The sequence below is a fragment of the Salegentibacter sp. BLCTC genome (genome assembly GCF_015143665.1).
Lineage (GTDB): Bacteria > Bacteroidota > Bacteroidia > Flavobacteriales > Flavobacteriaceae > Salegentibacter > Salegentibacter maritimus.
Genome location: NZ_WYEW01000008.1, coordinates 236,476 through 249,662 on the forward strand (window position 1 = coordinate 236,476; position 13,187 = coordinate 249,662).

At 37.3% G+C, this 13,187-nt stretch carries 11 protein-coding genes; 4 read left to right on the forward strand and 7 right to left on the reverse strand.

All coding sequences use genetic code 11. The features are described from left to right. Positions 1–40: 40 nt before the first annotated feature. The 3 genes from GUB10_RS12025 to GUB10_RS12035 form a co-directional block, all read right to left on the reverse strand. On the reverse strand, positions 41–1,288 hold the full coding sequence (locus GUB10_RS12025; RefSeq protein ID WP_193711698.1) for an ATP-binding cassette domain-containing protein: 1,248 nt from the start codon (positions 1,286–1,288) through the stop codon (positions 41–43). 254 nt (positions 1,289–1,542) lie between these two features. Next, on the reverse strand, positions 1,543–1,992 hold the full coding sequence (gene tnpA, locus GUB10_RS12030; RefSeq protein ID WP_193711699.1) for an IS200/IS605 family transposase: 450 nt from the start codon (positions 1,990–1,992) through the stop codon (positions 1,543–1,545). An 85-nt stretch (positions 1,993–2,077) separates the two neighbouring features. Then, a complete protein-coding gene (locus GUB10_RS12035) occupies positions 2,078–3,910 on the reverse strand; it encodes an ABC transporter ATP-binding protein (RefSeq protein ID WP_193711700.1) in 1,833 nt (610 codons plus the stop codon). Between the two features lie 141 nt (positions 3,911–4,051). Here GUB10_RS12035 and GUB10_RS12040 point away from each other — a divergent pair, with 141 nt between their 5' ends. After that, the gene (locus GUB10_RS12040; RefSeq protein ID WP_193711701.1) at positions 4,052–4,618 is read left to right on the forward strand and encodes an RNA methyltransferase; all 567 of its coding nucleotides are present in this window, start codon (positions 4,052–4,054) and stop codon (positions 4,616–4,618) included. Between the two features lie 11 nt (positions 4,619–4,629). Here the strand turns inward: GUB10_RS12040 and folK are convergent, their stop codons facing one another. Then, positions 4,630–5,757 carry a 2-amino-4-hydroxy-6-hydroxymethyldihydropteridine diphosphokinase gene (gene folK, locus GUB10_RS12045; RefSeq protein ID WP_193711702.1) on the reverse strand — a complete coding sequence of 376 codons (1,128 nt, stop codon included), beginning with the start codon at positions 5,755–5,757 and terminating at the stop codon, positions 4,630–4,632. Positions 5,758–5,863: 106 nt separating this feature from the next. Here folK and GUB10_RS12050 point away from each other — a divergent pair, with 106 nt between their 5' ends. Both GUB10_RS12050 and GUB10_RS12055 read left to right on the forward strand, forming a co-directional pair. Continuing rightward, positions 5,864–6,562, forward strand: a complete 699-nt coding sequence (locus GUB10_RS12050) for a queuosine precursor transporter (RefSeq protein WP_193711703.1) — start codon at positions 5,864–5,866, stop codon at positions 6,560–6,562. 90 nt (positions 6,563–6,652) lie between these two features. Beyond that, positions 6,653–9,340, forward strand: coding sequence for an AsmA-like C-terminal region-containing protein (locus tag GUB10_RS12055; RefSeq protein WP_193711704.1), 2,688 nt, complete (start codon positions 6,653–6,655; stop codon positions 9,338–9,340). A gap of 196 nt (positions 9,341–9,536) precedes the next feature. Here the strand turns inward: GUB10_RS12055 and GUB10_RS12060 are convergent, their stop codons facing one another. Beyond that, positions 9,537–10,331, reverse strand: a complete 795-nt coding sequence (locus GUB10_RS12060) for a DUF2797 domain-containing protein (RefSeq protein WP_193711715.1) — start codon at positions 10,329–10,331, stop codon at positions 9,537–9,539. A 110-nt stretch (positions 10,332–10,441) separates the two neighbouring features. Between GUB10_RS12060 and GUB10_RS12065 the strand changes: the two genes are divergently transcribed. After that, complete coding sequence (locus GUB10_RS12065) at positions 10,442–11,956, forward strand: GH3 auxin-responsive promoter family protein (protein WP_193711705.1); 1,515 nt, start codon at positions 10,442–10,444, stop codon at positions 11,954–11,956. Positions 11,957–12,001: 45 nt separating this feature from the next. Here GUB10_RS12065 and GUB10_RS12070 read toward each other — a convergent pair whose 3' ends face one another. Next, positions 12,002–12,895 carry a hypothetical protein gene (locus tag GUB10_RS12070; RefSeq protein WP_193711706.1) on the reverse strand — a complete coding sequence of 298 codons (894 nt, stop codon included), beginning with the start codon at positions 12,893–12,895 and terminating at the stop codon, positions 12,002–12,004. Positions 12,896–12,926: 31 nt separating this feature from the next. Continuing rightward, the coding region (locus tag GUB10_RS12075) for a T9SS type A sorting domain-containing protein (protein ID WP_193711707.1) at positions 12,927–13,187 on the reverse strand (261 nt) is incomplete at its 5' end.

Below are 13,187 nucleotides of genomic sequence, written 5' to 3' on the forward strand. Positions count from 1 at the left end.
AGGAAAATATCCCGTATAAGTTATTTATTTTTTTCCACAATTATACCGGTAGTATTTCCCCAATCGATCCATTTTCTGTGGGAATTAATTGATAAATCTTTTTTGGCTCCAGGCCCTTTTCTTTCCTATGTGAAACAAAAATTATTGCAGTTTCACTTTCTCGAGCAATCAGTTTAATAAGCGATATAATTTCCAGGGCACTCTTATCGTCTAGCGCATTGGTGGGCTCATCTAAAATAAGCAAAGCCGGATGCTTAATCATAGCCCGCCCAATTAAAACAATTCTTTGCTGAAGTTCAGATAAACCGGTAAAAATAGCACTGGAGAATGATTCTATTCCCAATACCTTTAACCAAGCTTTTGCAGTTCTAACTTCTTTATCGCTGGGTTTTTGATACAGGCCTATGCTATCTCGCAACCCTGAAATTAACATTTCCAGAACGCTGTTCCTTCGGGTAAAAAGCTCGGTAAGGGAAGGCGAGAAATAACCGATTTTTTTCTTTATTTCCCACACACTTTCGCCGCTACCTTTTTTACTACCAAAAAGATATAAATCTACACCATAAGCCTTTGGATTATCACCATAAATCATAGAAAGCAAGGTGGTTTTTCCAGATCCGTTGGGCCCAATAAGTTGCCAAAAGTCAGCTTTCTTAATTTCCCAGTTAATATCTTTTAAAATAGGTTTTTCCTTATACGAAACAGAAACCTCATTCATTTTTACTAAAACCTCCGGAATTTCAGAAAAAACATTGGGTGCCGGTGGAATTGTTGATATAGCTGAAAACGCTGTTTGGCCCCGGGCTTCCAGGAATTCAGAAACAGACATTAAATTTGTGATATCTTGGTTCTCCACTCTTAAAATTGAACCTATAAATGGCAATAAATCTTCCTGCCTATTGAATAATTGTATTATAGCGGTTTCAACTGAAACTCTTTCCAGGCTTGATCTTAACGCCTTAACTGAAGTTTTATCTAAACTATCAAATGCATTGTCCAAAACCAGAAAATCTGGTTCTTGCAACAATAAATAATTCAGTAAAACTTTTCGCTTTTCACCACTGGAAAAAGTCCTTAACGAACGATTCTCACCCGTAACTAAAACAGAATTTCCGTGTTTAGCATCTTCTTCAATAAATTTATCTAAAACTACTTTCGAAAAGAGTAATCCTTTTTTTCCTTGCAGTTCCTGTAATTCGGCCGGAGCATTGCCTATTAAAAGTTCTTGCATCCATCTTCCTTTCAATGAAACATCAGTTCCAGGTATGCCGTAGTGTTTAATTTTCATGTATATACTTTTCTGTTTCAGCCCTTCAGGCTGAGATGTAACCGAGACGGCGTGTATGGTTAAAGTGTATTAGCCTTTCAGGCTTTTCTAAAACTACTAACATATAGTTTATTTAGAGCAGCATAACTAAAAGTAAGGCTGCAGGCCTTACACAGCACAACGAGTAGCTTCGCTTCTTGAGAAATAGCCGCTACACGCAACTCACATCTCAACCACATAAATCCTCAGGCTGAAGGCCTGAAACACCTCGCTACTTATCTCCAAAAATACTTCGTATCATAATTGTTTAGTTTATAATCTTTTATAAACTTCTCGACTTCATCTTTATAACTCACAATTTTATGATGTTCTTGTTGTCTTATTATATAATTCTTTACAATTTCAACTTTGTAACTACTTATCGAAAACGCACCATAACCACCTTGCCAGGTAAAACCTGTAACTCCCTGCTCCTTCATCCATTTTGAAGATTGTTTCTTCACCTCTTCAACCACTTTTGCCAGTGAATAATTTTTAGAAAGCCGAAAGAGAATATGAATATGATCTGGCACAGAATTGATCTTTAACGCCGGACTTTCCAAATTCTTTAATATGCCAGCGATGTAAGCGTGCAAAGAATCCGATACATTTTCATTGATATAAGGATATCTGAATTTAGTTCCAAAAACCAGATGGATATACATCTGCGATAGTGATTGCCCCATTTTTTCTTTTTTAGAGATTTGAATTTGAGGCTAGGTACTAAGTTAGATTTTTTTTAATAAAAATTAAAGTACAGTGAAATTAACTTTATTGATATCCCTGCGCCTGTAAATTGAACAATTCGGCATAAAGTTTATCGTTTTCCATAAGTTCTCTGTGGGTTCCAATTTCCAATACCGCACCATTCTTTAAGACCATAATTCTATCGGCAATTCTTACCGTACTAAAGCGGTGCGAAATAATAACCGCAGTTTTTCCTTCGGTTAATTTAATAAACCGGTCAAAAGCTTCAGTTTCGGCCCTTGCATCTAAGGCCGAAGTGGGTTCGTCTAAAATTAAGACCTCAGCATCTTTCATATAAGCACGTGCAATTGCTATTTTTTGCCACTGCCCTCCCGAAAGATCCTTTCCCTGCTTAAAGCGTTTACCCAACTGCTGGTCATACCCCCCGGGCAAATTAGAAACCACCTCATTGGCCAAACTCTTCTCGGCGGCACTGTCTATTCTTTCCTGGTTTCGAATTTCTTCAATTTCACCCATGGCAATATTTTCCCGAAGCGTAAGCTCAAACTTTACAAAATCCTGAAAAATCACTCCGAAGTATTGCTGATATTGGGTTTGATTATATTGTGTTACAGGGATGCCATCTAGTAGAATTTCCCCTTCTGTAGGTTCATAAAACCGAAGTAATAATTTGATAAGCGTGGTTTTTCCAGTACCATTTTCGCCTACAAAGGCCAGCTTTTCGCCAGCTTTTAATTCAAAGTTTATATTGCGCACCACCCAGGCTTCAGATTTCGGATATTTAAAGCCTACGTTTTTAAACTCGAAGCCTTTTTTTATTTTCTTCGGAAGGGATAATTTTTCTTTTTCCAATTCTTCGGAATATTTCAGATCCAGGAATTCAAAATAATCCTGAAGATAAAGTGCGCTTTCAGTAATAGCCGTAAAACGGGTGAAAAACCCCTGTAATTTAGACCTCAACCTGTTAAAAGACCCGGAAAGAAACGTAAGATCGCCCAGGCTAAAGATTCCTGCTACGGTTCTAAAAACAATCAAGAGATAAGCACCGTAATAAGCTCCCGTACCTATCACATTAAATAGCGAGCCCCAGCCGGCACGCTGTTTCGCAAGTTTCTTACTCATTAAATAATAAGTATCAGAAAGATTTTTAAATCGGTCTGCCAGGTAATTAGAAAGGCCAAAGAGCTTCACCTCTTTCGCGGTGACATCGCTGGCACCGGCATAACGCAAATAATCGAGTTCGCGACGCTCCTGTGTCCAGCTTCGCGCCAGGGAATAACTGGTGCCGCTAAATTTAATTTCATTAATTATTGTAGGAACTACCGAAACTACCAATAATATAATAAGCCAGGGCTCAAAAGCTACTACCCCGGCAAGTAAGGTAAAGATCACCACCAAATCTTCGGCCTGGGTAAGAATATTAGACATTAGCCCAACCCTACCCGTAGTTTGTTGGCGGGCACGTTCTAATTTATCATAGAATTCAGCGTCTTCTAACTGATCTAAATTTAATTCTGAAGTTTTTTTAATGATACGAACCGAAGTATCTATTGAATATTGATCGCCAAGAAGCGCATCGGTTAAGTTAATGGCCCTACTCATTAGATCAGACAAAATAGCCAATCCTAATTCAGCGGCTACCAACCACCACAGTCTTTCCAGGTCTTTGGTTTCAGCAGAAATTTGTAAAACCACCTCATCGATAATCAATTTTCCCACAATAAGGATAATTACCGGAAGTACAGCATTTACAGTTCTCGACAATAGATTAGCATAAAAGAGCCACGGATTCACCTTCCTGATTTCTTTAAAAAACCGGGGAACAAATTTTAGGGATTCAAAACTTCCCTTAAACGAAACTTTATTGGCTTCTAATGATTTTTTGGGTCTTGGCAAGGAGAATTTTTCTTTGCAAGTTAAGTGTAATTTTTAAAAGTTTAAGTAATCTACCTCGAGGTATTACACCCTTTGGCGGTGCCTATTAAAAGCATGGTAAAAAGTCTTCCGAAGAAAAGATGGAAAACCTATTTTTGTGCTATGGAAAATCGAAAGTTAAAAAACAGCGAATTAGATCGTAAATCTGTCTCAGAATTTAAAGAAGCTGAGAAAACCCCCATTATTGTGGTGCTAGACAATATTAGAAGTTTAAACAATATTGGTTCGGTTTTTAGAAGTGCCGATGCTTTTTTGATCGAGAAAATCTACCTGTGCGGAATTACTGCAAAACCACCGCATAAAGACATTCAAAAAACCGCTTTGGGTGCCACCGATACGGTTGCCTGGGAATATGTTGAAGACACACTGGAGGTTGTGGAAAAACTACAAAAAGAGCAAACTAAAGTTTTTGCTATTGAACAAGCTGAAGGTTCGGTAATGCTAAACAATTTTAAAGCCCAGGCCGGTGAAAAGTTAGCAGTTATTTTTGGTAACGAAGTAAAAGGTGTACAGCAAAAGGTAGTTTCGGCCAGTGATGGAATTATTGAAATTCCACAACTGGGCACCAAGCATTCTTTAAATATCTCGGTAAGTGTAGGTGTTGTGCTTTGGGATTTATTTTCTAAAATCTCACAAGATAACAGGGAGCAAGCCTATATGGCCCACTAGTATTATTTCAATTAAGCTTTTATCTCTTCTAAAATAGAAAGATAATCGGCACGGTTATTTACAAAATCTTTCCCTGAAATATCTATAATCTGCACCTTCATATTGGTTTGGGTTTTTATAAAATTCAGATAGCTTTTATTAATTTCCACTAAATAATCGGGCTGGATATTTTGCTCATAATCGCGACCTCGAACCTTGATATTCTCGAGTAACCTATCGGTGTTTTGATAGAGGTAAATATACAAGTCTGGTTTTACCAGTTCTTTGTACATTAAATGAAAAAGCTTGTAGTACAGGGCATATTCATCTTCATGCAAGGTGATTTTAGCAAAAATAAGCGACTTAAAAACATCATAATCTGATATCACAAAATCTTTAAAAAGATCGTACTGCGCCAAATCATCGGAGAGCTGCTGGTATCTATCGGCTAAAAAAGACATTTCTAAAGGAAACGCATACCGTTCTTTATTTTCATAAAATTTTGGGAGGAACGGGTTGTCTTTAAATCTTTCTAATATAAGTTTAGCATTAAAATCTTCAGAAACCATAGTCGAAAAACTGGTTTTCCCGGCTCCAATATTACCTTCTACGGCGATATAATTAAGTTTATTTAAATGAAAACTATTTTTGGGGATTTCAAGTTTTTCAGAAATCGCACTTATTTGCGAATTATCCTGTACTTCTTGCAAGAGATTTCCTATAGAAACTTTAAAAACAGGATGAATTTCATCAGCGGCGATATCGACAAGTGGCAGCAGAACAAACTTCCTGTTTTGCATAGATGGGTGCGGCAGCACTAAATCTTTGGTTTCTAAAACTTCATTTTCAAAAAGTAGAATATCCAGGTCCAGGCTTCGGTTTTGGTAAGTCTTAGCATCAGAACGTACCCGGCCAGCATCGGCCTCTATCTTTAACAACTTGCGAAGTACCTCTTCAGCCGAAAATCTTGTAGAAACGGTAATACAGGCATTCAAAAAAGCATTTCCACTAAAACCCCAGGCAGGAGTTTCATAAACCTTAGAAACCTTATTTATCTCGCCAATTTCTAAATATATTGTATGCAGTGCATTTTGCAGAAGCTCAAAGCGGTTGCCCACATTGCTTCCCAGGGCTATATGTACTATTTTTGGGGAATTCAAACTACGTAAGGAAAAGTTTTTTAAAGCTGGACTGTAAATTTCACAGCAAATTAAGTAAAACAAAATCACATACCCCTAATTTTGCAGGAAGACTTAAAAAATAAATTTGGATAAACTTTTACTAAAAGACCAACTTACAGCGCAACGCATCTACTTAATCCTGGCCGGGCTTTTTATAGCTTCGTTAGTAGCTTCAAACTTAATTTTTCAGAAGTTTTTTAGCTGGAATTTTTTTGGACTGTATACCTTTGAAATTTCTGTAGGAATTCTCCCCTATCCGGTTACTTTTTTAATCACCGATATAATTAGTGAGATCTACGGTAAGAAAAAAGCAAACCAGGTTGTGACCACGGGTATTTTTGCCTCGCTCTTTTCCTTATTGATCGTTTATACTGCAGATGCCGTACCGGCAACCGAATGGTCACCTATAAGCAATGCCTTGTTTACCCAGGTTTTTGGTGCTACCACTATAGCGGTCTTTGCCTCTATGGTTGCTTATTTACTGGCACAGTATATAGATATCCAGTTGTTTCATTTTTGGAAAAGACTAACCAAAGGAAAACATTTATGGCTTAGAAATAACTTTTCTACCTTCCTATCACAGTTTGTAGATACGTTTTCGGTCTTGTTTTTGCTCTGTAGTTTTAATAAAATTGAATGGGAACTATTTGGCGGGTTGTTACTTAGCGGATTTTTGTTTAAAGTAATTGTGGCCGCCCTGGATACCCCACTCCTCTATGCCTCGGTTTATGCTTTTAGAAAGCGTTTTAATCTGAAACAGGGAGAAGAAATAGAATATAATTAATAAAATAAAGCTGTTTAAAAAGTTTTTAAAACGAGCTGTGTTTTACTCACGCTCATATTGATAGACAAGATTGAATTAAATAATAAAAAAATGAAAAAAGCATTTAAAATAATTGGTATTGCATTATTGGCAATTGTAATTATACTTGTTGCAGCACCTTTTTTATTCGAATCCCAAATAAAAGACTATGTGCGTAAAACCGCCAATAACAGTGTAGATGCCCAAATTGAATTTAGCGATATTGGTCTAAGCCTATTTAGAAATTTTCCTCAAGCTACGGTGGTAATTGAAAATTTTAGCGTGATTAATAATGAGCCTTTTAAAGGAGACACCCTTGCTATTGGTGAAGAAGCGCAGTTAGAAATGTCTATTAAAGAATTATTTAAGGGAGCTGATGAACCTAAAATTTTAGACAATATAAAAATTAACAATACCTACTTGAATATTAAGGTAGATTCGCTTGGCAATGCCAACTACGATATTGCAATTGAAGATACTACCACAACTACCGGTGATTCTACTTCAACCGGATTTAGCCTTGATTTAAAGCATTATGAAATAAATAATTCGCGCGTAAAATATTTAGATGAAGGCCAAAATCTATTATTGGATGTAGAAGAATTAAACCACCAGGGAACCGGCGATTTCTCCCTTGCCACAAGTGAACTCGATACTAAATCTAATGCCCTGGTTTCTTTAGATTTTGATGGCGTAAACTATTTAAACCGAAACAAAGTCGCCCTTGATGCAGTAATCCAAATGGATTTGGAGAATATGCGTTACACCTTCCTGGAGAACAAAGCTACCATCAACCAATTACCACTTACTTTTGAAGGTTTTGTTCAGGTAAATGAAAACAATAATGAAATAGACCTAAGTTTCCAGACGCCTTCTTCAGACTTTAAAAACTTCCTGGCGGTAATTCCTGAAACCTATGCAAAAAACATTGAAAATGTAGAAACCAGCGGAAATTTCATTGTGAATGGAAAAATACAGGGTATTGTAGACGAGACCTATATCCCTAAAATGGATATAAAAGTAAGTTCAGACAATGCCTCTTTTAAATATCCCGAGTTACCAAAGAGTGTACAGGATATCAACATAGACCTACAGGTTCTAAACGAAACCGGAATCCTGGAAGACACCTATCTTACTTTCGATGATGTGACTTTTAGAATAGACCAGGATAAGTTTGCGACCAACGGAAGCGTAAAAAACCTAATGGGAAATATGCTTATAGATATGTCGTTACAGGGAACCCTAAACTTAGCGAACCTTTACAAAGCTTACCCCTTAGAACTGGAACAGGAACTAAATGGAATATTGACAGCCGATGTTACCACGCAATTTGATATGAATTCTATAGAAAAAGAACAATATCAGAATGTAAAAAGTAACGGAACCGCCAGTATTAGGAATTTCAGTTATAAATCGCCCGAAATTCCCAATGAGGTAAAGATCGCTAAGGCTACTATGAATTTTAATCAGGGTAATGTGCGTGTTCCCGAATTAAAACTAAGTACCGGGCAAACCGATATTTCGGCTACCGGAAATATTGAAAACCTTATGGGTTTCCTATTTACCGATCAAAATCTAAAAGGGAACTTTAAAGTGAATTCTGATGTTTTTGCAATCAACGACTTTATGATTGCAGAAACGGAGACTGAAGCTGAAACCGGAGCTGAAGAAACCGGAGCTCTAAATTCTGCACAGGCTACAAAAGAAGCGGTTAAAATTCCTTCATTCCTGGATACAGAACTGGCTTTTGCGGTAAACACGGTAATTTACGACAACCTTAAACTTAAAGATGCTAAAGGAAGTATTATTTTACGTGACGAAACCGCCACTTTACAAAATATTTCCACAAACATTTTTGGCGGAAATATAGCCCTAACAGGAAATGTTTCTACAAAAGGTACAACCCCTACATTTAACATGGACCTGGCGCTAAACGCATTAAATATAGCTGAATCGTTTAACGGATTGGAAATGCTACAGGGATTGGCGCCGGTAGCCCAGGCCTTGCAAGGAAAATTGCAAACCAATTTAAAATTAAATGGAAACTTAAATGAAGACCTTACCCCACAGCTCTCAACACTTGCCGGGAACGCCCTGGCCGAAATTCTTACGGCAGAGGTAAATCCCGAAAAATTAGCCTTGCTTTCCCGATTAGATCAGCAATTAGATTTTATTAATTTAAGTGACCTGGACCTGGATAAACTAAAAACAAAACTGACCTTTAATGATGGGATGGTACAAATTGAACCCTTTAGTTTTAATGTAAAAGGGATAGACGTTAAGGTTTCGGGTAGCCACGGATTTGATATGAATATGGATTATACCCTGGCCCTGGATGTTCCGGCCAAATTATTGGGCAGCCAGGTAGGAAATGCACTAAGCAAGTTAAGCGGGGACGAACTACAAAATATGATGGTAGCATTGCCCATTGGCCTAAAAGGAACTTTTCAAAATCCGCAAATCAATATAAATATGCAACAAGCAGTAAGCAATCTTACCCAAAGAATTGTGGAAAAACAAAAAGAAGACCTTAAAGACCGTGGCAAGGATGCGATTAAAGATATAATTAACAAACAAATAGGTGGAAATCAACAACAGCAAACCGATAGCATTGCCTCTCAAGACTCTACCCAAACCCAAACTCCTAAAACAGAAGACAAACCTAAAAGCCAGGAGGAGCAAGTTAAAGATGCAGCCAAAGATATTTTAGGCGGCATTTTTGGAAAAAAGAAAAAGCAAACGGACACCACAAGTAATTAAAAAATAAAGCCTCATAATTTCCTATTATCCTGGGAATTTATGAGGCTTTTTTAAAACCACCTTGGGTATTATATTCCCTGGCGATGCCAATAAAGTCTAATTTTGTCAAGCTGAAATTATTTCAACTTCTAGTATGTTTTAACTATCATTATCTTAGATGCTGAAATAAGCATGACGTCCTTTCAGCTTTATTCAATTAAAGTACTCCCAACTCCACTACAAAGCCTTCGTGGGCGCGAACGTTAAACACGGTACCGTCTTCAAAAATTAAATACTGGCCTTTAATTCCTTTTAATACTCCTTCATAAAACGGACTTTTCCCCAGGTTAAGGCTTTTTACCTTTTTTGGAAATTCCAGCACCGGAAAATCAATTTCAAGTTCTTTTCTATCGCCCAGGTAATATTCTTTAGCTTCCTCCGGGATAAAATCTTTTAATTTATCTCTTTCTTCAGCAAGGTTAAGATCTAAAACCTCGTTGGATAGCATTTTTCGCCAGTTCGTTTTGTCTGATACGTGATCTTTTAAAGCTACTTCGGTAACTCCGGCAAGATACCTATTGGGCACCTCAACTATTTCAATAGCTTCGTGGGCTCCCTGGTCTATCCACCGGGTAGGAATTTGCGTTTTTCGGGTTACACCAACTTTTACATTGCTGGAATTAGCCAAATAAACTATATGTGGCTGTAATTGGGCTTGTTTTTCATAATCTAAATCCCTATCCTCTTCATCTAAATGCGCCTTGCTCAGTTCGGGTTTCATAATCCAATCACCTGCCTGGGGAATAGACGAGAAACAATCATAACAATACCCCTGCCGGAATATTTTCTTTTCCAATCCGCAGTTTAAACATTGAAAACGAAGGAAATTAAGGCTTATTTTTTTATTGAGTATTTGATTTATATTGATAAAATCGTCCTCAAAAACCAGGTAATATTGTACTTTATCTACAATTTCGGTTCTCATTTTTTTTAAAACGCCTTCGTATCTCATCATTTTTTCCCTATTTTTAACCGAAGTTGATTTGCAAGCTTCGAAGTTTAAATTATTTTTATCCAGCCAACCAGCTGAAGCATTCTCAGCGTATAAAGATATAAAGAATAATGCCAATTCCACTAGTAAACTCCGTGGCCTCCTGGTTCCTAAAGAAGCGAATTCACCAAATGGAGTTGTTTATAAAATACCCTCACGAAGTGCAAAACGAATTGCTCAAGGATTTACTTTCTAAGGCAAAAAACACAGAAATTGGTAAGAAGTACAACTTTCCGGAAATCAAAAATCCCCTTCAGTTTGCAGAGCGCGTTCCAATTCAAAAATATGAAGATTATGAGGCCTGTATTGAACGCAGCAGGCGGGGAGAAAATAATATTTTTTGGCCTACCCCTATAAAATGGTTTGCCAAATCTAGTGGAACCACCAGTGCAAAAAGTAAGTTTATACCGGTAAGTGAAGACTCCCTCGAAGATTGCCACTACAATGCAGGAAAAGATCTGCTTTGTATGTACTTAAACAACAATCCGCAGTCACAACTTTTTACAGGGAAAAGCTTACGATTGGGAGGCAGTAAGGAAATTTACAAGAACAACGGTACGGCATACGGAGATCTTTCGGCTATTTTAATTGCAAACATGCCTTTTTGGGCAGAATTTAGCAGCACGCCAAGCAACGAGGTTTCCCTTATGAACGATTGGGAAGTAAAGATGCAGGCAATTGTAAATGAAACAATTAAAGAAAATGTAACCAGCCTGGCCGGTGTACCCAGTTGGATGTTGGTGCTACTCAACAATATTTTGGAGACCAGCGGTAAAGAAAACCTGTTTGAAGTTTGGCCAAACCTTGAAGTTTATTTTCACGGTGGGGTAAGTTTTGATCCTTATGCACCGCAATATCAAAAGATTTTACCCAAAGAAGATTTTAGGTTTTATGAAATCTATAATGCTTCGGAAGGATTTTTTGCCTGCCAGGACCAGAACGATTCCAAAGAGCTTTTATTAATGCTGGACTACGGAATTTATTATGAGTTTATTCCTATGGATAACTATGGAAGCGAACAGGAAAAAGCTATTCCGCTAGCCGAAGTAGAAACAGGAAAAAATTATGCGGTGGTAATCACTACCAACGCGGGCCTATGGAGATATAAGATTGGTGATACAGTTAAATTTACTTCTACAAATCCTTATCGCATCAAAGTAACCGGCAGGACCAAGCATCATATCAATGCTTTTGGAGAAGAGTTAATTATCGAGAATGCCGAAGAAGCCTTAAAAAAGACTTCCCTTGTTACCAACTGTGAAATAGTAGATTATACCGCTGCACCAATTTTTATGAAAGGCAAAGAAAAAGGTGCGCATGAATGGATTATAGAGTTTAAAAATCCGCCGAAGGACTTTGATAAATTTAGGCATGAGTTGGATTTAGCCTTACAACAGGTAAATAGCGATTATGAAGCAAAACGCTATAATAATATGACGCTAAATATGCCGAAAATACACCAGGCACGAGAAAAATTATTCTACGATTGGCTTAAGAAAAATGACAAACTTGGCGGACAGCATAAAATTCCCAGGCTTTCTAATTCCAGAACTTATGTAGAAGAATTATTGGGAATGAACCAATAAAAAACCGCCTAAAATGGCGGCCTTTTCATTCAATATATTTTAATTTTAGAATTGAAATGCATACTGAATTTTCAAGCCAAATGCCAGGGTTTTAACTTCATCTAAATCCTGTATTTCACGGGCTGACAATAAGCTGCTAAAAGTAAAGTCTGTAGGGGCCTGGGCATTATAATGAACAAACCTCTCCCCTGAGGTGTCTGGCTTAATATCATTTAATCCGTAATCTAGAAAAAGCCCCATATAAAGCGACCTATTATTCTCCAACATTAATTTCACACCGCTTTCCAAATGAGCCACAAAATTTGTTTTTAGGTCGAGCTCAGATTTAGAATTATTTACAGCTTTAAATTCGCCAAAACCTGCAAATGTAGGACTGGTAAGTTCCACGTCATACTGTGAATAATATCCGCTAGTTTCTAGTGAACCGGCCGAACTCTGGTATTCTGAATTTAAAACTAAACCTGCTTTAACTCCGGCAGCTGCATAAAACCTGGTCGTACCAAGCGATTCGTATTGAACCTGAAGAGGTATATTTAAAAAGTAAACCTCCTGGTTCTCTGAAAAAATTGTAGCTGCATATCTAAATTCAAAAGATTCTGCCTCAGAATCCTGGGTCATATACGCCCCTTGGGCAGTAGGTACAAAAATGGCCCCTTCCATATACTGCAATTCGGCACCTGTCCCAAGGCTCCAGTTTTCAGTTAGGTAATAGGAATATTTGGCCCCAAGACCAAAACCATTTTCCAATTCACTACTCGCTCCTAAAGCTTCATAATTAAGTTTAGAAAAAGAGCCCTGTAGGTAAAAGGAAACTTCGTTATTAGACTGGGCAAATGTCGCCATATTAGCACTAAGTAAACTTAGTGCTAATAATAGACCTAAAGTAACTCTACTAGTTAGGTTGTTTATATTGCTATTTTTCATATTTGTTTTAATCATTAAAGTAAATTTCAATAAGCATAAAACTATCTTATTTTACTATGAATTTGAGTGATTTATAAATGCTCTTAGTTTCAATTTTAAGAATATATACTCCTATTTCAAGATTATAAGGCAATGTTATGTTTGTACTTTTACTATTTGATTTCATTTGTTGGATAAGCCCCCCGTTTAGGTTATGTATTGATAGGTGCATGGTCTCAAGCTCCTCTTCCGGGAAATCGGTTAATAGTTCCATAGTTCCTCCAGAATTAACCGGGTTTGGTGCTAATGAAACATTTAAAGAGCTTTT

What these genes read in the sequence shown, in the direction of transcription:
- GUB10_RS12025 (WP_193711698.1), bottom strand. Translation starts at nt 1,288, where the DNA reads ATGAAAATTAAACACTACGGCATACCTGGAACTGATGTTTCATTGAAA.
- tnpA (WP_193711699.1), bottom strand. Translation starts at nt 1,992, where the DNA reads ATGGGGCAATCACTATCGCAGATGTATATCCATCTGGTTTTTGGAACT.
- GUB10_RS12040 (WP_193711701.1), top strand. Translation starts at nt 4,052, where the DNA reads ATGGAAAATCGAAAGTTAAAAAACAGCGAATTAGATCGTAAATCTGTC.
- GUB10_RS12055 (WP_193711704.1), top strand. Translation starts at nt 6,653, where the DNA reads ATGAAAAAAGCATTTAAAATAATTGGTATTGCATTATTGGCAATTGTA.
- GUB10_RS12060 (WP_193711715.1), bottom strand. Translation starts at nt 10,331, where the DNA reads ATGAGATACGAAGGCGTTTTAAAAAAAATGAGAACCGAAATTGTAGAT.
- GUB10_RS12065 (WP_193711705.1), top strand. Translation starts at nt 10,442, where the DNA reads ATGCCAATTCCACTAGTAAACTCCGTGGCCTCCTGGTTCCTAAAGAAG.
- GUB10_RS12070 (WP_193711706.1), bottom strand. Translation starts at nt 12,895, where the DNA reads ATGATTAAAACAAATATGAAAAATAGCAATATAAACAACCTAACTAGT.